Origin of the sequence: Streptomyces sp. BA2 (genome assembly GCF_009769735.1) — a bacterium.
Lineage (GTDB): Bacteria > Actinomycetota > Actinomycetes > Streptomycetales > Streptomycetaceae > Streptomyces.
Map to the genome: position 1 here is coordinate 2,637,025 of NZ_WSRO01000002.1, position 17,968 is coordinate 2,654,992.

Here is a 17,968-nt window from a genome sequence, read left to right on the forward strand (position 1 = left end):
AAGGGGTTTGGTTCAGCATTGCTTCACCATCCTCTTCGGGTCTTCGTCGGGTCTTCGTCGCGCGAGGCGCCTCGGCCGTCAGCCGCTCCACGCCGGGTGCCGCGGGTCGTCCGCGCGTACGACTACGTCCGCCACCGCACCGGGGTCCGTCTCCGCCTCGTACCGCTCGAAGGCGGGCAGGGTCCACCGCTCGCTCTCCGCCGTACGCCGCCGCAGGGCGCCCGGCGAGAGGCTCGTGTGGACCGTCAGATCGAAGGGGAACCAGTGGCCGAGCAGCAGCGGTCCGTGCAGCAATAGCATTGCTCCGGGCTGTAGTTGGACGTACGGGCTGCGCGTCGCGCGGTCCGCTTGCGGGTCCCACAGGTCGGGCAGCACCCGTCCCGTGCCGCCCGGATCCAACGGCCCGAAAACCTCGCGCCAGAGCGCGCCGGTGTCGAACCAGCCGCTGTAGTACGACTCCACGTCCTCGCGCCCGTACTCGAGGCGCAGCGAGGCGGGGCGCAGGAAGCCTTCCGTGCCGACGACGAGCGCGGAACGCCCGCGCACCCGCAGCGCGTCGGCCACGCTCCGGGCCAGCTCGCCGGGCCTGCCCGCCGGGGCCCCGTCGAAGGCGATGCGAGGCCAGAGGCTCGCGTCGGCCGGTTTCAGGTCGAGCAGCCGGTCGGCGAGGGTGTCCGTGAGCCGGTCCCAGGTGATCGCTTCGAGTCGCACCCGTCCCATGATGCCGGGCTCCTCCCGCCACGGTGCCGGGTTCTCCACCCGCCGTATCGCCGGGCGCTCCTGCCCCCCTCCCCCTCCCGCGCGGCGGTACGCGCCCGCCGCCCGGGGGAATGAATTCCTCATGGCACCAAGTCCCCTCGCCCGGAAAGCACTTCTCGCCATCCAGCCCCTCAAACGCCGCCACTGCGCGGAGTGCCGCGGCGGACCGCTCACCCTCCTGGTCGTCGAGGACGCCGAGCCGCGCTGCCTGGACTGCGCCGACCTGGGGCATCTCGTCTTCCTGCCACGCGGCGACACCGCGCTGACGCGTCGGGCCCGCGAGGGGAGCGGGCTCTCGGCAGTGGTCGTCCGCCTCAACCGGCGCCAGGGCCGGTACGAACGACAGGGCGTCCTCGTCGAGGAGGCGGCGCTGGCACGGGCCGAGGAGCAGTGCCTCGCGGACGCGGAGGCGCGGGCGCGCCGCAGGGCGCGGGACGCGGTGCGCCGGGCCATGGAGGACGTCCGCTTCACCGCGGCCTTCGCGGACGAGATACGGCGGCTCTTCCCGGGGTGCCCCGAGGAGCGGTCCCGGGCGATCGCCGCGCACGCGTCCGTGCGGGGCAGTGGGCGGGTGGGCCGGAGCTCGGCGGGGCGGGCGCTGTCCTCCTCCGCGGTGACGGCTGCGGTGGTGGCGGCCGTCCGGCACACGGAGACGCCGTACGACCGTCTCCTCATGAGCGGCGTCCCCCGGGGCGAGGCGCGCCGCCGGATCGCCCCGGCGGTGGAGGCGGTGCTTCAGGCCTGGCAGGGCCCCGGCCGGGGGGAGGTTCTGGCGGTCTGAGCCTCACCGCCCGGGCCCCGCCTGGCCTGCGGCCTGCGGAATCGGCTTGCTCGCCTTGCGTTGCGTTGCTCCTGTCCCGCCGCTTCGCGGCGGATTTTTCCCGCCCACCCACCCGATTACCCCGCAGCGCAATCGGGTGAGTGGGCGGGGACGATCCGCCGCGAAGCGGCGGGACAGGAGCAACCAGCGACGGCAGGCAGCGAACACCCCACCCCAGACGGACACAGCACGCCAGACGCCCGCGTATGCCCCCGCGCGCCCCACGCATGGCGCCCCACCCGGCAAGGGCAATTCACTTGTGGTGTGGGGCCGCGCCATGGAGGATCACAGCGGCTCGCTCACCTGACGGCTGCCTTACCCAATGCGGGAGTTGCCATGATCGAGGGACCGTACTTCGTGCTCGTCGTCCTTGCCACACTCGCCTGCGGCATGGTCGCCGGAGCGTTCGTCGCGTTCTCGACGTTCGTGATGCAGGGCCTTGCCGCGCTGCCCCCCGCGCAAGGCATCGCAGCCATGCAGTCGATCAACGTCAAGGCGGTCACCGCCGGGTTCATGACCGTGTTCATGGGCGCCGCCGGCCTCAGCGCGGTCGTCGCCGTCGTCACCTTCGTGCTCTGGCCCGACGACGGCACCGTAGAGCTGCTCCTTGGCAGCGCGCTGTATCTGTTCGGCTCGTTCGGGGTGACCATCGCCGCGAACGTCCCCCGCAACGACGCCCTCGCCAAGCTCGACGCGCAGGCACCGGAGAACGCGGACCGCTGGCGCACGTACGTCCGCGAATGGACCATGTGGAACCACATCCGCGTCGGAGCCTCACTGGCCGCCTCGGCGTCCTTCATCCTCGCCCTGACGTAGCCATGACGTAGTCCTGATCCAGCCCTGGCCCAGCCCCCCGGCCCACGAGCGTGCCTCGTCCGCCCACCCGTCGTACAGTGGCCGAAAGCCTGCGAAACCACGCGAGAACGCACGCGAGAAGGCACGCGAGGGAGACGGCCATGGCCGACCCCAGAGGCTTCCTCACCACCACCCGCCAGGAATGGCCGCGCCGACCCGTCGGCGAGCGGGTCAAGGACTGGGACGAGGTGTACGTCCCCGGCGCGCTGCTGCCCATCGTCGAGCGGCAGGCCGACCGCTGCATGGACTGCGGCATCCCCTTCTGCCACGACGCCTGCCCGCTGGGCAATCTGATCCCGGAGTGGAACGACCTCGTGTCGCGCGCCGACTGGCGTGCCGCGGCGGACCGGCTGCACGCCACGAACAACTTCCCCGAGTTCACGGGCCGCCTCTGCCCCGCACCCTGTGAGGCGGGCTGCGTTCTCGCGATCAACCAGCCCGCGGTGACCATCAAGAACGTCGAGGCGGCCATCGCCGACCGCTCCTGGGCGGACGGTCTCAACCCGCCGCGCGCCCCGGACCGGCACTCCGGCAGGACGGTCGCCGTCGTCGGGTCAGGGCCTGCCGGACTCGCCGCCGCACAGCAGCTGACCCGCGCGGGGCACACCGTCGTCGTGTACGAGCGCGACGACCGCGCGGGCGGGCTCCTGCGGTACGGAATCCCCGCGTTCAAGATGGAGAAGCACCACGTGGAGCGGCGGCTCGCGCAGATGCGGGACGAGGGCACGGTCTTCCGTACGTCCGTCGCGATCGGGCGGGACATCGGCGCCGCGGAGCTGCGGAACAGGCACGACGCGGTGGTACTCGCCACCGGCGCCACCGCCTGGCGTGAACTTGACGTACCGGGGCGGGAGTTGAGCGGAATCCATCAAGCCATGGAGTACCTCCCGCTCGCCAACCGCGCATGCGAGGGGGACTTCGACACCTCCCCTCTCTCCGCCGCCGCCAAGCACGTCGTGATCGTCGGCGGCGGGGACACCGGTGCGGACTGCCTGGGCACGGCGGTGCGTGAAGGGACCGCGTCCGTCACGCAGTTGGACATCTACGAGCGGCCCGGTGACGTACGCGACGAACTGGCCGAGCCCTGGCCGACGTACCCGAAGGTCTATCGCGTCTCCGTCGCGCACGAAGAGGCGGGCGAGCTGCGCACCGCCCCCGCGGCGGACGCCGACGCGCGGCTGTTCGCCGCGTCCACTCTCCGCTTCACGGGCGACGCGGCGGGCCGGGTACGCGCCCTGCACCTGACCGAGGTCGACGCGGACCGCCGCCCACGCCCCGGCACCACCCGTGAACTACCCGCCGATCTGGTGCTGCTCGCGCTCGGCTTCACCGGGCCCGAGCGGACCGAGGGCGGCCTGATCGACCAGCTCGGCCTGGACGTCGAGGACCGCGGCACCCTCGCCCGCGACGCGGACTTCGCGACCAACGTGCCAGGGGTCTTCGTGACCGGCGACGCGGCACGCGGCCAGTCGCTGGTCGTATGGGCCATCGCTGAGGGCCGCGCGACCGCCGCCGCGGTGGACCGGTGGCTGACCGGCGCGACGCAACTGACGGCACCGATCGGCCCGTACGACCGGCCGATGGCCGTGTGAGCCCGCCAACGGAGGCCTCCGCTCGCACGGCCACGGCCACGGCGGCGGGAGCGGCACTGTCCGCGCTCGCCGAGGCACACGGGGCGTGTGTGGCGGGGCGCCGCGCCCTCGCCCGAGGGGTACCGCAGCCTGGTCCGTCTCGGCTTCGCCACCGTCTTCGATCTGCGTGCCGAGCGTCTGAGCGCAGCAGCCGCCGCTGCCCGTCGTCGCGGTCAGCCGTCTGGTGGGCGCCCCGCGCAGGATGTGGTCGTGGCTGTGAGCCGCCCCCGGACGCGGGCGACGGCTCACGGCAGGCTCACGAGGAGCCCGAGAAGGCTCACGACAGGAGGAAGTCGGCCTCCCCCGCCTTCGCCCCCTGGATGAACGCGTCGATCTCGCCGTGCGTGTAGATCAGGGCCGGGCCGTCCGGATCTGCCGACTGGCGGACCGCCACCCTGCCGTCGGCCAGCTTCATGGCCTCCAGGCAGTTGCCGCCGTTGCCGCCGCTCCACGGCTTGTGCCAGCCCTCGCTGCCGAGCTCACGGGCGGGCATGCCGTTGTAGATCCGGGAGTCGTCCCGGGACTCGGGGCGGGACCCGGCTCCGGGCTTGGACCCGGGTCGCGTTCCGGCTCGGTGTCGATCCATTCACAGCTCCTTGCGGAGATCCCGCAGGATCTCCTTTGTGCGATGTGCCGTCGCGGCCTGCGCCGCCATGCGGTCCATGACCTCGAGGTGGGTCGCCACCTCGGTGCGCGCGTCCAGATAGACGGCGCCGGTCAGGTACTCGCTGTAGACCATGTCCGGCAACTCCGCCATGGCGAAGCGGAAGAGCACGAACGGTCCGTACGTGCCCGGGTGCGGACCCGCCGCGAACGGCGCGATCTGCAGCGTCACATGAGGAAGTTCGACGGCTTCGAGCAGCTTGTCGATCTGCTCGCGCATCACATCGGAGCCGCCCACCGGCCTGCGCAGGGCGGTCTCGTCCATCACGATCCAGACCCGTGGCGCGTCCTCGCGGTCGAGCAGTGACTGGCGCTCCATGCGCAGCGCCACGTACCGCTCGATGTCCTCGGGGCGGGTCTGGCCGATCGCCCCCGAGCGCATCACACCTCGCGCGTACTCCTCGGTCTGCAGCAGACCTGGCACGAAGTGCGGTTCGTAGGACCTGATGAGGCTGGCTGCCCCCTCCAGGCTGACGTACATGCTGAACCAGCCCGGCAGGATGTCGTGGAACCGCTGCCACCAGCCCGGCTTGTTCGCCTCCTCGGCGAGCGTCACGAAGGCGTCGGCCTCGTCGTCGGCGACGCCGTAGGACTTCAGGAGGAGCTGGAGATACGGGATCTTGAGCGCGACCTCGGCCATCTCCATGCGGCGGACCGTGGCGGGGGCCACGCGGAGAATCCGCGCGGCCTCCTCCCGCTTGAGGCCTGCGCGCTCACGCAGGTCCTGCAAGCGACGGCCTAGGACGACCTGGCCGACGGTCGGCGCGGACCGCGGTTCGCTCACGTCCTACCTCCACGTACTCCATGTCATGCCAATTCACTCCGCACCTGGAGCCGTTGCGAGCAGTGTGCCATGTGCCGTCTCGAAGGAACACGCCACTGTGCACTTTTCAGAGTGGGTCTTGCCAAGGTGTTCCCGGCGGGGCGATAGTGGATGGCGTGACTCCGCCCGCGCCGTTACACACAGCTGCCGCCGAGGCCCCTGTTGGCATTACTGCCGACGCGTGGGCCGATGGCGGCTCCGAGCTCTGCGTCAGCTTCGCGCTGGTGCCACGGCCGGGCTCCGCCTCACAGGCCAGACGGCTTGCGAACGCCCAGCTCCTGGGCTGGGACATAGGCGAGGAAGCCCGCGACGCCGCGGCCCTCGTGGTGTCCGAGCTGGTCACGAACGCGATCGTGCACACCGCGAGCCACCGGATCGTCTGCGAGCTCTGTACGAAGCCCGGGACCCTGCGCATAGCTGTGCGTGACGACGGATACGGATCGGGTGTCCCGCGCCCGGCACAGGAAGGGCCCGACGCCGATGAGGAGCACGGGAGGGGATTGCTTCTCGTCGGGGCGGTGAGCAGCGCGTGGGGTGTGCGGGACGAGGGCCTCGGGGCCGGCCTCACCGTGTGGGCGGAACTGCGGGCATGACGTGACTGCGGGCGTGACGTGACTGAGGGTGCGTGACTGAGGGTGCGGGCGTGAGGACGACGTGGACAGGGGGCGTGTGAGCGCGGTGACGGTGCGGCGGCGGTTGGATCTGGACACGCTGGTCCGCCTCGAACGGAGGCGGACCGCCGCTGCCTCCCCACCGCCGCCGACGCGGCTCGCCGTCCCGGCCGGGATGTCGCAGCCTCTGGGGTGCGACGCGGTCTCGGTGCCCGCGCGGTTCGGGCCCCGGCTGATGGCGCGGCTGCCTCGGGTGGGGTGTGTGTACGAGGACGTGGATGCGGGGCGGTGGTGGTGGATCGTGCCGGCCGACTCCGATGTGGCGCTCGAGTGGCCGTCCCCCGCGTATTACGCCGCGGGGGCCGTGGTGCCGGGGGCTCGGCGCGCGCCCTCGCTGATCCACAGCCCATCGGGGGGCGAGGTCCCCTATACGCCGCCGATTCCTCTGTACCTGGCTTGGTGCAGGGCCACCGGCGCCACGCCTGCGTGGTCTCGGGCCGTGCGGGCGTAGCCTCCGGCGGTTCTGTCCTCAAACGCCGGACGGGCTGATGCTCACCCCGCCACCGCCGCCTCCACCGCCGCGACCACCTCGCCCGGCGCCTCCATCTGCGCCATGTGGCCCACCCCCTCGATGACGCGGACGGTGGCCCTCCCCTCCAGGGACGCCGCGTTGGTCGCCGGGATCACCTGATCCGCCCCGCCCCACACTGCGACCGTCCGCACGCCCGCCGGCAGCAGGGAACTCACGTCGAGCGGCGTCCCGGCGTCCGGAGCCACGAGCGTCGGCAGGATCGTGCGGAGCGCCGCGTCCACGCCGTCCAGGCGCTTGTACTTCAGGAGGTCGTCCACCAGCTGCCGCGTCACGAGGCCCTCGTCGGCGAACAACTTGCCCAGGTGCGGGCGGAGTTCGCGCCGCGTCCCCGCCTCCGCGAAACCGCGCAGGTAGGAGGCGTCCACATCGGGTCCGTATCCGGCGGGCGCGATCAGCGTCAGGGAGCGGACCCGGCCCGGTGCCCCCGCCGCCACCGCCGTGACCACCGCACCGCCCAGCGAGTGCCCCACCAGATGCGCCCGTTCGATGCCGAGCGCGTCGAGGAAGTCCGTGACGACCGCGGCCAGCGAGGCCAGGCTGCCGTCCCCCACGTCCTTGGTGGACTCCCCGTGGCCCGGCAGGTCGAGCGCGTACACCGTATGGCGTGCCGCGAGCGGCTCCTGCACGAAGAGCCAGGAGTTCTTGTCGCCGCCGTACCCGTGGACCAGCACGATCTCCTCCGCGCCGCCGCCCGACGTCGCGTACGCCACCGCCCTGCCCTCCACCTCCGCGACACCGCTCACCAGGCTGCCCTCGTCCTCGGCCGGTACCCCGCGCGCCAGTTGCTCGCGTGCCTCGGCGGACACCCGCTCGATCTCGTCCTCCGGTACGTCATGGCCCGCGATGACCGCGATGACGCAGCCGACGGGTGCCTCACCGCCCGCGTCCGCCACGATCCGCCGCAGGACGCCGCCGCGTGGCGCCTCCAGCGTGCCCGCGATCTTGTCGGTGTCGATCTCGGCCAGATCGTCGCCCTCCTCGACCTCGTCGCCCTCCCGCGCGATCCACTCGGTGATCTTTCCGGTCTTCATGGACAGGCCCCACTTGGGCATGGTGACCCGCTCGATGAAAGGCATCCTCGGCGTCCTCACGGCTTCCAGTTGACGACTGCCTTGACCGCGGCGGCGACCCGCGCGGCGTCCGGCACATAGAGGTCTTCGAGCGTCGGGCTGAACGGCACTGGTGTGTGCGGCGCGGTCACCGTCTCGATCGGTGCGCGCAGCGCCCCGAACGCCTCGCGCGCCACGAGCGCCGAGATGTCTGCCGCCATCCCGCAGCGCGGTCCGGCCTCGTCGACCACGACGAGGCGTCCGGTGGCCGTGACGCTCTCGATGATCGTGTCGGCGTCCAGCGGGCTCGTGGTGCGGGGGTCGATGACCTCGCAGCTCATCCCGGTCGTTGCCAGGTCGTCGGCCGCTTCGGAGGCGACGCGCACCATGCGGCCGAGGGCCACGATCGTCACGTCCTCGCCCTCGCGCACGATGTCCGCCTCGCCGAAGGGGATCGTGTAGCTCTCGGCGGGGACGTCGCCCACCACGTCGTACATCGCCTTGTGCTCGCAGAAGATCACCGGGTCGTCGTCCCTGATCGCCTGGATCATCAGCCCTTTCGCGTCGTACGGGGATGAGGGCAGGACGACCTTCAGGCCCGGCACGGCCGTGAACGCCGGGTACATGGCCTGCGAGTGCTGCGCAGCCGCCCGAAGGCCGGCCCCGTACATGGTGCGGATGACGACGGGAGTGACGGCCTTGCCGCCGAACATGTACCGGAACTTCGCCGCCTGGTTGAAGATCTGGTCGAAGCACACGCCCATGAAGTCGATGAACATGAGCTCGGCGACGGGCCGCAGGCCGCGCGTCGCGGCGCCGATCGCCGCGCCGATGAACGCCGACTCCGAGATCGGGGTGTCGAGGACCCGCCCGGGGAAGCGCGGATACAGCCCCTTCGTCACGCCCAACACCCCGCCCCAGGCGTCGGATTCGCCGGGTGCTCCCGCACCGCCCGCGTTGTCCTCGCCCATGACGATGACCGAGGGGTCGCGCTCCATCTCCTGCGCCAGTGCTTCGCCCAGCGCCTCGCGATAACTGATGCTGCGTGTCACGGCCCGCTCCCCTCAGAGGTACGAGATGTAGACGTCGGTCTCCAGATCCGCGCCGGTGGGCAGGGGCGCAGCCCGCGCCTCCGAGACGGCCTCGTCGATCAACTGGGCGACCTCGGTGTCGATCGCGTCGAGCTGGGCCTCCGTGAGTACGCCGGAGACCCGCTTCCGGAAGCGGGTGATGCAGTCGAGTTCGGCGCGGGCGTGGCGCACCTCGTCCGCCCGGTACTTCTGCTGGTCGCCCTCGAAGTGGCCGTAGTAGCGGGTGAGTTGGACCTCGATGAGGGTGGGGCCGCCACCGGAGCGTGCCCGCTCGACCGCCTCGCCCGCCGCGTCGTGCACCGCGAAGAAGTCGAAGCCGTCGACGGTGACGCCGGGCATGCCGAAGGCCGCCGCGCGGGCCGCGATGGAGCCGCCGCCCACGGACCACTCGGCCGATGTGGCCTCCGCGTAGCCGTTGTTCTCGGCGACGAAGACGGCGGGCAGCTGCCAGACGGACGCGAGGTTCAGGGATTCGAGGGTGGTTCCCTGGTTGCTGCCGCCGTCACCGAAGAAGGCCACGCCGACACCGCCGTCCCCGCGCACCTTCGCGGCGAGTGCGGCGCCGCAGATGAGTGGCGGCCCGCCGCCGACGATGCCGTTGGCGCCGAGCATGCCCTTGGAGAGGTCGGCGATGTGCATGGAGCCGCCCTTGCCGTGGCACGCCCCGGTCGTGCGCCCGTAGATCTCGGCCATCATCGACTTCACGTCGACGTGCTTGGCGATGCAGTGACCGTGGCCCCGGTGCGTGGACGCGATGACGTCGCGGTCGTCGTCGAGATGCGCGCACACCCCGGCGGCGGATGCCTCCTCACCTGCGTACAGGTGGACGAAGCCGGGGATGTCGCCGGTCGCGAACTCCTCGTGGAGGCGCTCCTCGAAGTCGCGGATCGTACGCATCGTGCGGTACGCGTCCAGGAGTGCGGTGTCGGTCACGGAAGAACTCCTTTGCCTGCGCGGTTGCGGAGTTGCCTGCATGGGGTATGGCACTGCGGCCTGGATGAACCGGCAACAGTTGCCCGGGGTTGCAACCCCGCACAGGACGTACGCAAACGGAGAAGGAGAAGCAGACGAACGACAAACAGAACCACTCCCAGGAGCACATCAACTCACGGAAACAGAGCGGGACTTCGGAGTCGGAGGCGCTGCTCTTCGGCGGACCTCTGCGCTACGACACCGGCTGGGCGCAGCACGAGGAGGCCTTCCTCCAGCTGGGGTTCCGGTCCATGCTGAAGCGGCTTCCCGCACTCCTCGCCGCCAGCTTCCGGCTCGCGTGGCAGGCCGACCGGCGGGCGGCGCGCATCGTCATCGGCTCCGAGGTGGGCCGCGGACTCGCCCAGGCGGTGAGCCTCCTCGCGGTCAACAGCATCCTCGGCCGCCTGATGACCGACGCCCCGATCGCCGACCGGCTGCGCGGCGCGGCGCCCGCCCTGGTGACGATGGCGTGCGTGCTGTTCGTCGCCGCGCTGCTGCGCGCCGCGTCGACGTACGCGACGGGTCGTCTCGAACCGAAGGTCGAGCGCGTCGCCACCGAGCAGTACTTGGAGAGGGCCGCGTCGGTGGAGCTCTCGGCCATCGAGGACGACGCGTTCCACAAGCTGCTCGACACGGCGCAGTACGGAGCCGCATCCGCGCGCCGCATGATCGGCATCGCCACGCGCGTGGTGAACGCGATGATCTCGCTGATCGCGGCGGCGAGCGTGCTGACCGTCCTGCACCCGGTGCTGCTTCCGCTCCTGGTCACGATGACCCTGCCGAGCGCGTGGAGCGCCCTGACGATCGCCCGGCGCCGCTATGTCTCCTTCCACGCGTGGGTGCAGCACGCCCGCGCGGGACGCCTCATCGGCAGCCTGCTCACGGAGGCACGGGCGGCCCCGGAGATCCGGGTGCACGGCGTGGGGCCCTTCCTGCTGCGGCACTTCCGGTCGATGTCGGAGGCGGCGGAGGAGGAGCAGGCGCGCCTGGCGCGGCTCGCCGCCCGTACGGGCCTGATCGCGGCGGCCTGGACGGGCGTCGCCACCGCGGCGACGTACGCGACGCTCGGCGGGCTGCTGCTCGCGGGGGCGATGGCGCTGTCCGTCGCGGGCACCGCCGTCATCGCGATCCGCACCGGCGCGTCCAACCTCGACACGCTCGTCCTGGAGATCAACTCCCTGCACGAGGACGCCCTGTTCGTCGGCGACCTGGAGCGGCTCTTCGTGGAGGCGGCGCAGCGCGCGATCCCGGCCGGCGGGGCCGAACTGCCGCCGGATCCACGGGAGATACGGTTCGAGAACGTCACCTTCCGCTATCCGGGAGCCTCGGGCAAGGACGCGCTCAGCGACATCTCCCTCACCCTGCCCACCGGGAAGATCGTCGCCCTGGTGGGCGAGAACGGCTCCGGCAAGACCACTCTGGTGAAGCTGCTCGCCGGTCTGTACGCGCCGAAGGGCGGCCGGATCCTGTGGGACGACGTCGACGCGGCGACCGCGGACCGGCATCAACTGGCGGCGCGCATCGCGATGGTGGCGCAGGACTTCAAGCGGTGGCCGTTCACGGCGCGTGTGAACATCGCGATCGGCCGGTCGTCCGTGCCGCTCACGGACGACCGCCTCGATGCCTCGGTCGATGAGGCCGGCGCCGGGGACGTCGTGGCCGATCTGCCGCGCGGGCTCGACACGTTGCTGGCCCGCGCGTTCACCGGCGGGCACGAGCTGTCGGGCGGTCAGTGGCAGCGGCTCGGCATCGCACGCGCCGCGTACCGGCGCGGCAGCATCCTCATCGTGGACGAGCCGACGGCGGCACTGGACGCACGGGCCGAGCTGGAGGTCTTCGAGAAGATCAGGGCCCTTGCCGGGACGGGCCAGACCGTCATCCTCATCACCCATCGCCTGGCGTCGGTGCGCCACGCGGACCTGGTCCATGTCCTGGAGGGAGGGCGCCTGGTGGAGTCGGGCACACCGGACGAACTCCTGCGGACCGGCGGGGTCTACGCGGAGCTGTACGCGCTGCAGGCCGACCAGTTCACGGCGAAGATCCCGAAGACGCCGAAGACGCCGAAGACGCCGAAGATCCCCTCACCGAACGGGCACGCCGAGCACTGATGTCTCAGGCGGCGGCCGCCACCTCGGTCACCTCGATCACGGCGCTCGCGTCGGGCTCGCGCACGATCACGAGGAAGGCGTCGGACGCGAGGTCCATCACGACCTCCGCCTGCTGTCCCTCCATGCGGCGGGCCCGCGCGAACTCCTCCGCGGGCCACGATCCTCGCGGCCCACCGGCCGGAAAGCGTTCAAGTACCACTCGGCTGTTCATCATCGTCCTTCTGCTCCCCCGTTGGCAGTCCTGACGGACTCTCATGGAGTAGAACGCGCCGAGAGGTGGAAAGGACTCGCAACGTGACGGACCTGACACCTGGTTGTGTCGGTTCGTCACATCTCGTACTCGTCGTGATACCTCAGCCGGCTGCTGCCCGCGGGCGCCCCGAGCCCTGTCGCCCGCCCCTTCGGCTCCTCCCACTCCTCCTGCCGGCCAAGGGCGGTGAGGTCGAGGAGGCTCGAATAGGAGGCGACCCAGTCGGTGCCGCGGTCGTACGTCGAGTACGTGTGGAAGACGCGGTCGCCGTCCCGCAGGAAGCAGCTGAGGCCCGGCTGCTCGAAGGACTCGTCGCCCTCGCCGACGGTGGCGTCGAAGTCGCGGTTGAAGTCGCTGCCGCAGGAGGAGTACCACGGCACCGTCCAGCCCATCCGCGCCTTGAAGGGCAGGATCTTGGTGAAGGGCGCCCGGGAGACGGCGATGAAGTTCGTGCTGCGGGCCCGCAGATGGGCCAGGTGGCCGATCTGGTCGAGGAAGGCCGAGCAGCTGCGGCAGCCGGCGTCCCACTCCGGCGCGAACATGAAGTGGTAGACGATCAGTTGGGCGTCCCCGTCGAAGAGGTCGAACAGCGTCGCCTTGCCGTCGGAACCGTCGAAGAGGTACTCCTTGCCGATCTCGACCATCGGAAGCCGGCGCCGCTCGGCGTTGAGCGCGTCACGCGCCCGCGTCTGAGCCTTCTCCTTGGCGAGCAGTTCCTGGCGCGCGGTGAGCCACTCCTCGCGCGTGACGATGTCGGGAAGTCCCATGGTCCCTCAGTCCCTCCTGCGGACCCGCCCCTCGGATCCGTACTTCTCCGAGGGGTGACCTGCGGACTCACCGGAACTCATCGGTCGCGGCGAAGAAACTTCGAGGAGTCCTGAGTTCGAAGAATCCTGAGGGAAGCCGGGGAAGCTAGAACGTCACCGGAAGCGCGAGCAGCCCGCGCGCCCTGACCGAGGGACGCCACCGCAGCTCTTCGGGCGGCACCCCGAGTGCGAGGCGGGGGAAGCGTTCGAGGAGGGCGGCGAGCGCGGTGGCCGTCTCCAGGCGGGCGAGGGGCGCGGCGACGCAGTGGTGGATGCCGTGCCCGAGGGCGAGGTGGCCCGTGGCGTCGCGCGTGATGTCCAGGCGGTCGGCGTCGGGGTAGCGGCGCGGGTCGCGGTTGGCGGCCGACGGGGACAGCAGCACGGTCTCGCCCGCCTGGATGGCGACGCCGCCGATGGTGACGTCTTCGAGGGGGAAGCGGCGGATGGCGAGCAGGGCGGGCCCGTCGTAGCGGAAGAACTCCTCCACGGCTGCCGGGATGTGAGACGGGTCCGCGCGCAGGGCCGCGAGCTGGTCGGGATGGCGGAGGAGGGCGAGGACCGCGTTGCCGATGAGCTGGACGGTGTTCTCGTATCCGGTGAAGAGGATCAGGAAGGCGAGCGACATCAGCTCGTCCTCGCTCAGCCGGTCCTGCTCCCCCTGGCCTGTGCCGCTCTCGTCCCGTACGGCGATCAGGTCGGACAGCAGGTCGTCGGCGGGCGCCTTGCGCTTCTGAGCGAGGAGTTGCGTGAAGAAGCCGAGCATCGCGACGACGGCCTCCTTCGCGGCCTGCGGTCGCGCGGGGTCGGGCGCGACCAGGGCGTCGGTCCAGGACCGGAAGTCCGGGCGGTCTCCGGCCGGCACCCCGAGGAGGTCGCAGACGACGGTGATCGGGAGCGGGGCGGCGTACGCGGCGACGAGATCGGCGCGGCCCATCGACTCGACGGCGTCAAGGAGTTCGTCGGCGACGCGCCGGATCGGCGCGCGCAGGCTCTCCACCCGGCGGGATGTGAAGGCCTTGGCCACCAGGCGCCGGATGCGGGTGTGGTCCGGCGGGTCCATGTTGAGCAGGTTCGCGTCCAGGGCGGGCGGCAGCGCGAAGCCCCGGTAACTGCCGGGCAGCGCATGGCTCTTGTCGAGCGAGAGCCGCGGGTCGGCGAGCGCGGCGCGTACGTCGTCGAAGCGCGTGACCAGCCAGGCCGGGTTGCCGTCGGGCCCCGCGACCCGGTGCACGGGAGCGGTGTCGCGCAGCCGCGCGTACGTGGCGTAGGGGTCGTCCATGAGGCCGTCGGCGGGATCCGGCTGCGGAGGGTGTGACATGCGTACACCCTAGGCAGCCGAACCGCTCCCCTCGCGCTCAGCCCTCGTACTCCTGCTCAGCCCTCGTACTCCTGGATGCGCTTCCCGTGGCTGCGGTCGATCAGGGCGGGCAGTTCGGCCCCCAACTCCGCGACGATTTCCGGCACATCGAGGGTCAGGAGCCGCCGGTCGCGCATCAGGATCCGCCCGTCGACGATCGTCGTGGTGACGTCCGCCGAGCGGGCGCTGTGCACGAGCGTGGCCGCGAGGTCGTGCACGGGCTGGGTGTGCGGCCCGTCGAGGCCGACGAGGACGATGTCGGCGCGGCGGCCCGCCGCGAGGCTGCCGATCTCGTCGCCCAGGCCGACGGCTCGCGCGCTCTGCAGCGTGGCGTGGTCGAGCGCCTGGCGTGCGGTCAGCCAGGACGGGTCGCGCTCGGTGGACTTCTGCACGAGTGCGGTGAGCGTCATGGACTCCCAGACGTCCAGGGTGTTGTTCGACGCGGCCCCGTCGGTGGCCAGGCCGACCGGGATGCCGAGCTCGCGCAGGGCGCGTACGGGCGTGGTGTCCCAGCCGAACTTGAGGTAGCCGCGCGGCGCTGTGGCCACGGCGATGCGTCCCGTGCCCTGCCGCAGCACGGGCAGGTCGCGGTCGAGGATGCCGGTGCCGTGCGCGATGAGGACGTCGACGTCGAGCAGGCCGGTGCGGTGCAGGATCTCGATGGGGGTGCGGCCGTGGCGTTCCAGGCTGTTGTCGGTCTGGGCGCGGTTCTCGGAGGCGTGCAGATGGACCATGAGGCCGTGCTCGCGGGCGAGTTCGGCGGTCGCGGCGAGGTCCGCGTCGTCGACGGTGTACGGGGCGTGTGGCGCGAGCGAGGTGGTGATGCGGCCGCCGGCGGCGCCGCGCTGCCTCAGCGCGAACTCCAGGGACGCGGCGCGGCCCTCGGGCCCCTGCGAGGAGAAGAAGGCCGCGCCGAGGTTGGCGCGAAGACCGCTCTCGGCGACGACGTCGGCGACGGTGTCCATCGCGAAGTAGTGGTCGGCGAAGGTCGTCACGCCGCCCCGGATCATCTCCGCGCACGCGAGCCTCGCGCCGAGCCCGACGACGCGCTCGGTCAGGTTGGACTCGATCGGCCAGATCCAGTCGTTGAACCACTCGTGCGCCGGCAGGTCCTCCGCGATGCCGCGCAGGGCCACCATCGGCGTGTGCGTATGGCAGTTGATCAGGCCGGGCAGGGCCACCTGACCGCGGGCGTCGATGTGCTCGGCGGCCTGGATTCCGGCGGCCTCGGGGGTGGTGGTGACGGCGTCGATGCGGCCGTCGCGCACGACGACGGCCGCGTCGTCGAGGAATCCGACCTGGCCCTTCGCCTCGTGGACGAGGGCCGTGCAGCCCGTGATGACGAGATCGGCGGGGCCGTGCGCGGGAGGCGGCGTCATCTCTTCAAGGTACGGGGAGTGCGCATCCCGTGGCCTGTCGTGTCGCCGGTTTCGCGAGCACGCTGACGTCAGCCCCGTCAGCCCGCCCACCACGCGAGAACAGTTGGAGCCCGCCATGCTCGTCGCCACTTGGAACCTGGAGAATCTCTACCGGCCCGGCGGCAAGTTCGGGCCCAAGGACAAGGCCGCGTACGAGGCGAAGCTGGCCTCGCTCGCGGCGACGATCAGGGCACTGAACCCGAGCGTGCTCGGTGTGCAGGAGGTCGGCGACCCGGAGGCCCTCACCGACCTGGCCGGGATGCTGGAGGGCACCTGGCACACCACGCTCTCGGAGCACGCGGACGAGCGCGGCACCCGCGTCGGCTTCCTCAGCCAGCTGCCGGTGGCCGTCACTGCCGACGAGGACCGCTTCCCGGGGCCGCTGGGCCCGGTGCAGGTCAGCGACTCGGGCAAGCCGGTGGCACGGGCGGGGCGCGGGGTGCTCGCGGTGACCGTGTCGACGCGCGCCTTCTTCTTCGACGCTGTGGTGTGCCATCTGAAGTCGAAGCTGCTGTCGTTCGGCGGTGGCCGGTTCCAGCCGCGGGACGAGGGCGAGCGGGCCCGCTTCGGGGCGTACGCGCTGTACCGGCGTTCGGCGGAGGCCACGCTGGTGCGCTCCCTGGCGGGCCGTCTCCTGAAGGGCGACGGCCGTCAGCACGATGTCGTGGTGCTCGGCGACCTGAACGACGAGGTGTCGGCGGCGACGACCCAGATCCTGCTCGGTCCGCCCGGCTCCGAGATCGGCACCCCCGGCTTCGACAAGCCGGACAAGGGCGACGCGCAGCGGCTGTGGAACGTGGCCCCGCGCATCCCGGCCGAGCAGCGCTACTCCCGTATCCACGCGGGGCGCCGCGAGCTGATCGACCACGTCCTGGTGAGCCGCGGCCTCCTGAGCCTGGTCACGGCGGCGGGCACGGGCGTGCCGGGTTCGACGGCGACAGCGCTGCCGTCGGTGGAGGACGGGGACCCGGCGGAGCGCAGGAACGCGACGGGCTCGGACCACGCACCGGTGTGGATACGGATCGAGCGCTAGCCCTGGGTCCGGCTCGGGCTAGCCGCGCGGGACCACCGTCGAGAGGACACCGGGCAGCGGGTACCAGTCCGACGACACGATGCTGGCGTGGCCCCGCGCGAGCAGGGCCACGCGGCCCTGGGCCTGGGCCTCGGTCGGGTTCACGGAGTCGATGGCCGGTGCGACCTTGTGGGCGTCGGACATGACGACCAGATAGCGCCGGTCGGCGTACCACTTGGTGTCGATGGTGCCGCCCGCGTAGGCGGACGCGTCGCCGTCGAACAGCACGAACCAGGGCCGGATCGCCGCGTCCGTGTACCGCCCGCGCGGATCGCCCGCCTCGGCGCCGAGGACGGCGGGGAAGGCGGCGGCCTCACCGAGGCGCCCGGCCGCGGCGAGGTCGCGCAGATGGGTGGCGTACTCGCGGTCGGTCCACAGGGTGTCGGCCGGGTTGCCCTGTTCGACGGTGCCGGGGATGAGCTCGACGATGAACTTGCCCGCGAGGGCGCTGCGCTGGGGCCAGCCGTCACTCCGTACGGCCTCGTCGAGGGTGGCGTGGCCTCCGGTGAGCTGGCCGGGGCGGTAGACGGCGTCGCCGAGCTTGCTCTTCAGGAGGGCGTCGAGGTCGGCGGGCCCGCGGCCGTTCCTCCCCTGGAAGCCGTCCTTCAGCTCCACCTTCAGCAGGATGGGCCGGTGGCCGGGGTGGGCGTCGTGCCAGCTCTTCATGTCCGCGAGGCATCCGGCGAGGGTCTGATTGCGCGGCTTGGTGCGCAATTCGGCCGGACTCGCGGCGTTCTCGCAGTTGTTGTCGTTCCCGACCGGGTTGCTGTGCGAGACCCGCCAGCCGCTGCCGAACGCGTTGGTCCACACGTCGAGTTCGAGCATCCCGGCGCCGGAGTCGAGCGCGTCGGCGAAGTACGGGTACTTCGCCTTCTCGTAGGCGTTGTGGACGCCGACGCCGGTGGTGGACGCGTACGGCGACCGCGGTGCCGGATCGGCGGCGGCCGAGGCGGCGACGGCGGTGCCGCTCGCGGGCCCCGCGGTCCCGAACGCCAGTGCGCCCGCCGCCGCGACCGCCATGGCAAGGCCTGCCCCAGTACGTGCCCTCATGCCCGCCGTCCCCTCCATCGCTTCGGTCAAGTCCTGCGCAA

19 protein-coding genes are annotated in these 17,968 nt (G+C 71.7%); 8 read left to right on the forward strand and 11 right to left on the reverse strand.

The window, feature by feature from the left end; translation table 11 throughout:
* Nucleotides 1-78: 78 nt before the first annotated feature.
* Nucleotides 79-720 carry a uridine kinase gene (locus E5671_RS14580; RefSeq protein ID WP_160504394.1) on the reverse strand — a complete coding sequence of 214 codons (642 nt, stop codon included), beginning with the start codon at nt 718-720 and terminating at the stop codon, nt 79-81.
* Nucleotides 721-841: 121 nt separating this feature from the next.
* On the opposite strand from E5671_RS14580, the gene E5671_RS14585 reads away from it, so the two are divergent.
* The 4 genes from E5671_RS14585 (at nt 842) to E5671_RS47755 (ending at nt 4,389) form a co-directional block, all read left to right on the forward strand.
* Nucleotides 842-1,540, forward strand: a complete 699-nt coding sequence (locus tag E5671_RS14585) for a DUF2293 domain-containing protein (protein ID WP_160504395.1) — start codon at nt 842-844, stop codon at nt 1,538-1,540.
* 375 nt (nt 1,541-1,915) lie between these two features.
* Nucleotides 1,916-2,395, forward strand: coding sequence for an anthrone oxygenase family protein (locus tag E5671_RS14590; RefSeq protein ID WP_160504396.1), 480 nt, complete (start codon nt 1,916-1,918; stop codon nt 2,393-2,395).
* Between the two features lie 140 nt (nt 2,396-2,535).
* Nucleotides 2,536-4,026, forward strand: coding sequence for a glutamate synthase subunit beta (locus E5671_RS14595; protein WP_160504397.1), 1,491 nt, complete (start codon nt 2,536-2,538; stop codon nt 4,024-4,026).
* Nucleotides 4,027-4,113: 87 nt separating this feature from the next.
* Nucleotides 4,114-4,389 carry a hypothetical protein gene (locus E5671_RS47755; RefSeq protein WP_443032618.1) on the forward strand — a complete coding sequence of 92 codons (276 nt, stop codon included), beginning with the start codon at nt 4,114-4,116 and terminating at the stop codon, nt 4,387-4,389.
* Here E5671_RS47755 and E5671_RS14600 read toward each other — a convergent pair.
* Together E5671_RS14600 and E5671_RS14605 are read right to left on the reverse strand one after the other, a co-directional pair.
* Nucleotides 4,343-4,558: a DUF397 domain-containing protein gene (locus E5671_RS14600; protein WP_160510191.1), complete on the reverse strand. Its 216-nt coding sequence runs from the start codon at nt 4,556-4,558 to the stop codon at nt 4,343-4,345. The two genes, E5671_RS47755 and E5671_RS14600, sit on opposite strands and share 47 nt — an antisense overlap.
* Nucleotides 4,559-4,651: 93 nt before the next feature.
* On the reverse strand, nt 4,652-5,512 hold the full coding sequence (locus E5671_RS14605; protein ID WP_160504398.1) for a Scr1 family TA system antitoxin-like transcriptional regulator: 861 nt from the start codon (nt 5,510-5,512) through the stop codon (nt 4,652-4,654).
* 155 nt (nt 5,513-5,667) lie between these two features.
* Here E5671_RS14605 and E5671_RS14610 point away from each other — a divergent pair, with 155 nt between their 5' ends.
* Both E5671_RS14610 and E5671_RS14615 read left to right on the forward strand, forming a co-directional pair.
* Nucleotides 5,668-6,144 (forward strand): ATP-binding protein, encoded by a 477-nt coding sequence (locus tag E5671_RS14610; protein ID WP_336605757.1) that lies wholly within the window; start codon nt 5,668-5,670, stop codon nt 6,142-6,144.
* A gap of 109 nt (nt 6,145-6,253) precedes the next feature.
* Entirely contained in the window at nt 6,254-6,673 is a 420-nt protein-coding gene (locus E5671_RS14615; protein WP_160510192.1) for a hypothetical protein, read from the forward strand.
* Nucleotides 6,674-6,714: 41 nt separating this feature from the next.
* Here the strand turns inward: E5671_RS14615 and E5671_RS14620 are convergent, their stop codons facing one another.
* The 3 genes from E5671_RS14620 to E5671_RS14630 are packed head-to-tail and all read right to left on the reverse strand — an operon-like array spanning nt 6,715 to nt 9,827.
* A complete protein-coding gene (locus E5671_RS14620) occupies nt 6,715-7,830 on the reverse strand; it encodes an acetoin dehydrogenase dihydrolipoyllysine-residue acetyltransferase subunit (protein WP_160504400.1) in 1,116 nt (371 codons plus the stop codon).
* Nucleotides 7,831-7,841: 11 nt separating this feature from the next.
* Nucleotides 7,842-8,855 (reverse strand): pyruvate dehydrogenase complex E1 component subunit beta, encoded by a 1,014-nt coding sequence (locus E5671_RS14625; RefSeq protein WP_160504401.1) that lies wholly within the window; start codon nt 8,853-8,855, stop codon nt 7,842-7,844.
* Nucleotides 8,856-8,867: 12 nt separating this feature from the next.
* Complete coding sequence (locus tag E5671_RS14630) at nt 8,868-9,827, reverse strand: thiamine pyrophosphate-dependent dehydrogenase E1 component subunit alpha (RefSeq protein WP_336605758.1); 960 nt, start codon at nt 9,825-9,827, stop codon at nt 8,868-8,870.
* A gap of 167 nt (nt 9,828-9,994) precedes the next feature.
* Between E5671_RS14630 and E5671_RS14635 the strand changes: the two genes are divergently transcribed.
* Nucleotides 9,995-11,974 (forward strand): ATP-binding cassette domain-containing protein, encoded by a 1,980-nt coding sequence (locus tag E5671_RS14635; RefSeq protein WP_160510193.1) that lies wholly within the window; start codon nt 9,995-9,997, stop codon nt 11,972-11,974.
* A 4-nt stretch (nt 11,975-11,978) separates the two neighbouring features.
* Here the strand turns inward: E5671_RS14635 and E5671_RS14640 are convergent, their stop codons facing one another.
* The 4 genes from E5671_RS14640 to E5671_RS14655 form a co-directional block, all read right to left on the reverse strand.
* A complete protein-coding gene (locus tag E5671_RS14640) occupies nt 11,979-12,185 on the reverse strand; it encodes a hypothetical protein (RefSeq protein ID WP_160504403.1) in 207 nt (68 codons plus the stop codon).
* A gap of 116 nt (nt 12,186-12,301) precedes the next feature.
* Nucleotides 12,302-12,991 (reverse strand): DUF899 domain-containing protein, encoded by a 690-nt coding sequence (locus E5671_RS14645; RefSeq protein WP_160504404.1) that lies wholly within the window; start codon nt 12,989-12,991, stop codon nt 12,302-12,304.
* A gap of 145 nt (nt 12,992-13,136) precedes the next feature.
* Nucleotides 13,137-14,348 (reverse strand): cytochrome P450 family protein, encoded by a 1,212-nt coding sequence (locus E5671_RS14650; RefSeq protein WP_160504405.1) that lies wholly within the window; start codon nt 14,346-14,348, stop codon nt 13,137-13,139.
* A 56-nt stretch (nt 14,349-14,404) separates the two neighbouring features.
* Nucleotides 14,405-15,766 carry an amidohydrolase gene (locus E5671_RS14655; RefSeq protein ID WP_160504406.1) on the reverse strand — a complete coding sequence of 454 codons (1,362 nt, stop codon included), beginning with the start codon at nt 15,764-15,766 and terminating at the stop codon, nt 14,405-14,407.
* Nucleotides 15,767-15,881: 115 nt separating this feature from the next.
* Here E5671_RS14655 and E5671_RS14660 point away from each other — a divergent pair, with 115 nt between their 5' ends.
* The gene (locus E5671_RS14660) at nt 15,882-16,838 is read left to right on the forward strand and encodes an endonuclease/exonuclease/phosphatase family protein (RefSeq protein WP_160504407.1); all 957 of its coding nucleotides are present in this window, start codon (nt 15,882-15,884) and stop codon (nt 16,836-16,838) included.
* A gap of 18 nt (nt 16,839-16,856) precedes the next feature.
* Here E5671_RS14660 and E5671_RS14665 read toward each other — a convergent pair whose 3' ends face one another.
* Nucleotides 16,857-17,927, reverse strand: coding sequence for a phosphatidylinositol-specific phospholipase C domain-containing protein (locus E5671_RS14665; protein WP_237330166.1), 1,071 nt, complete (start codon nt 17,925-17,927; stop codon nt 16,857-16,859).
* Nucleotides 17,928-17,968: the final 41 nt, after the last annotated feature.

What these genes read in the sequence shown, in the direction of transcription:
- E5671_RS14580 (WP_160504394.1), bottom strand. Translation starts at nt 720, where the DNA reads ATGGGACGGGTGCGACTCGAAGCGATCACCTGGGACCGGCTCACGGAC.
- E5671_RS14585 (WP_160504395.1), top strand. Translation starts at nt 842, where the DNA reads ATGGCACCAAGTCCCCTCGCCCGGAAAGCACTTCTCGCCATCCAGCCC.
- E5671_RS14590 (WP_160504396.1), top strand. Translation starts at nt 1,916, where the DNA reads ATGATCGAGGGACCGTACTTCGTGCTCGTCGTCCTTGCCACACTCGCC.
- E5671_RS14595 (WP_160504397.1), top strand. Translation starts at nt 2,536, where the DNA reads ATGGCCGACCCCAGAGGCTTCCTCACCACCACCCGCCAGGAATGGCCG.
- E5671_RS14600 (WP_160510191.1), bottom strand. Translation starts at nt 4,558, where the DNA reads ATGCCCGCCCGTGAGCTCGGCAGCGAGGGCTGGCACAAGCCGTGGAGC.
- E5671_RS14620 (WP_160504400.1), bottom strand. Translation starts at nt 7,830, where the DNA reads ATGCCTTTCATCGAGCGGGTCACCATGCCCAAGTGGGGCCTGTCCATG.
- E5671_RS14640 (WP_160504403.1), bottom strand. Translation starts at nt 12,185, where the DNA reads ATGAACAGCCGAGTGGTACTTGAACGCTTTCCGGCCGGTGGGCCGCGA.
- E5671_RS14645 (WP_160504404.1), bottom strand. Translation starts at nt 12,991, where the DNA reads ATGGGACTTCCCGACATCGTCACGCGCGAGGAGTGGCTCACCGCGCGC.
- E5671_RS14650 (WP_160504405.1), bottom strand. Translation starts at nt 14,348, where the DNA reads ATGTCACACCCTCCGCAGCCGGATCCCGCCGACGGCCTCATGGACGAC.
- E5671_RS14655 (WP_160504406.1), bottom strand. Translation starts at nt 15,766, where the DNA reads ATGACGCCGCCTCCCGCGCACGGCCCCGCCGATCTCGTCATCACGGGC.
- E5671_RS14660 (WP_160504407.1), top strand. Translation starts at nt 15,882, where the DNA reads ATGCTCGTCGCCACTTGGAACCTGGAGAATCTCTACCGGCCCGGCGGC.
- E5671_RS14665 (WP_237330166.1), bottom strand. Translation starts at nt 17,927, where the DNA reads ATGAGGGCACGTACTGGGGCAGGCCTTGCCATGGCGGTCGCGGCGGCG.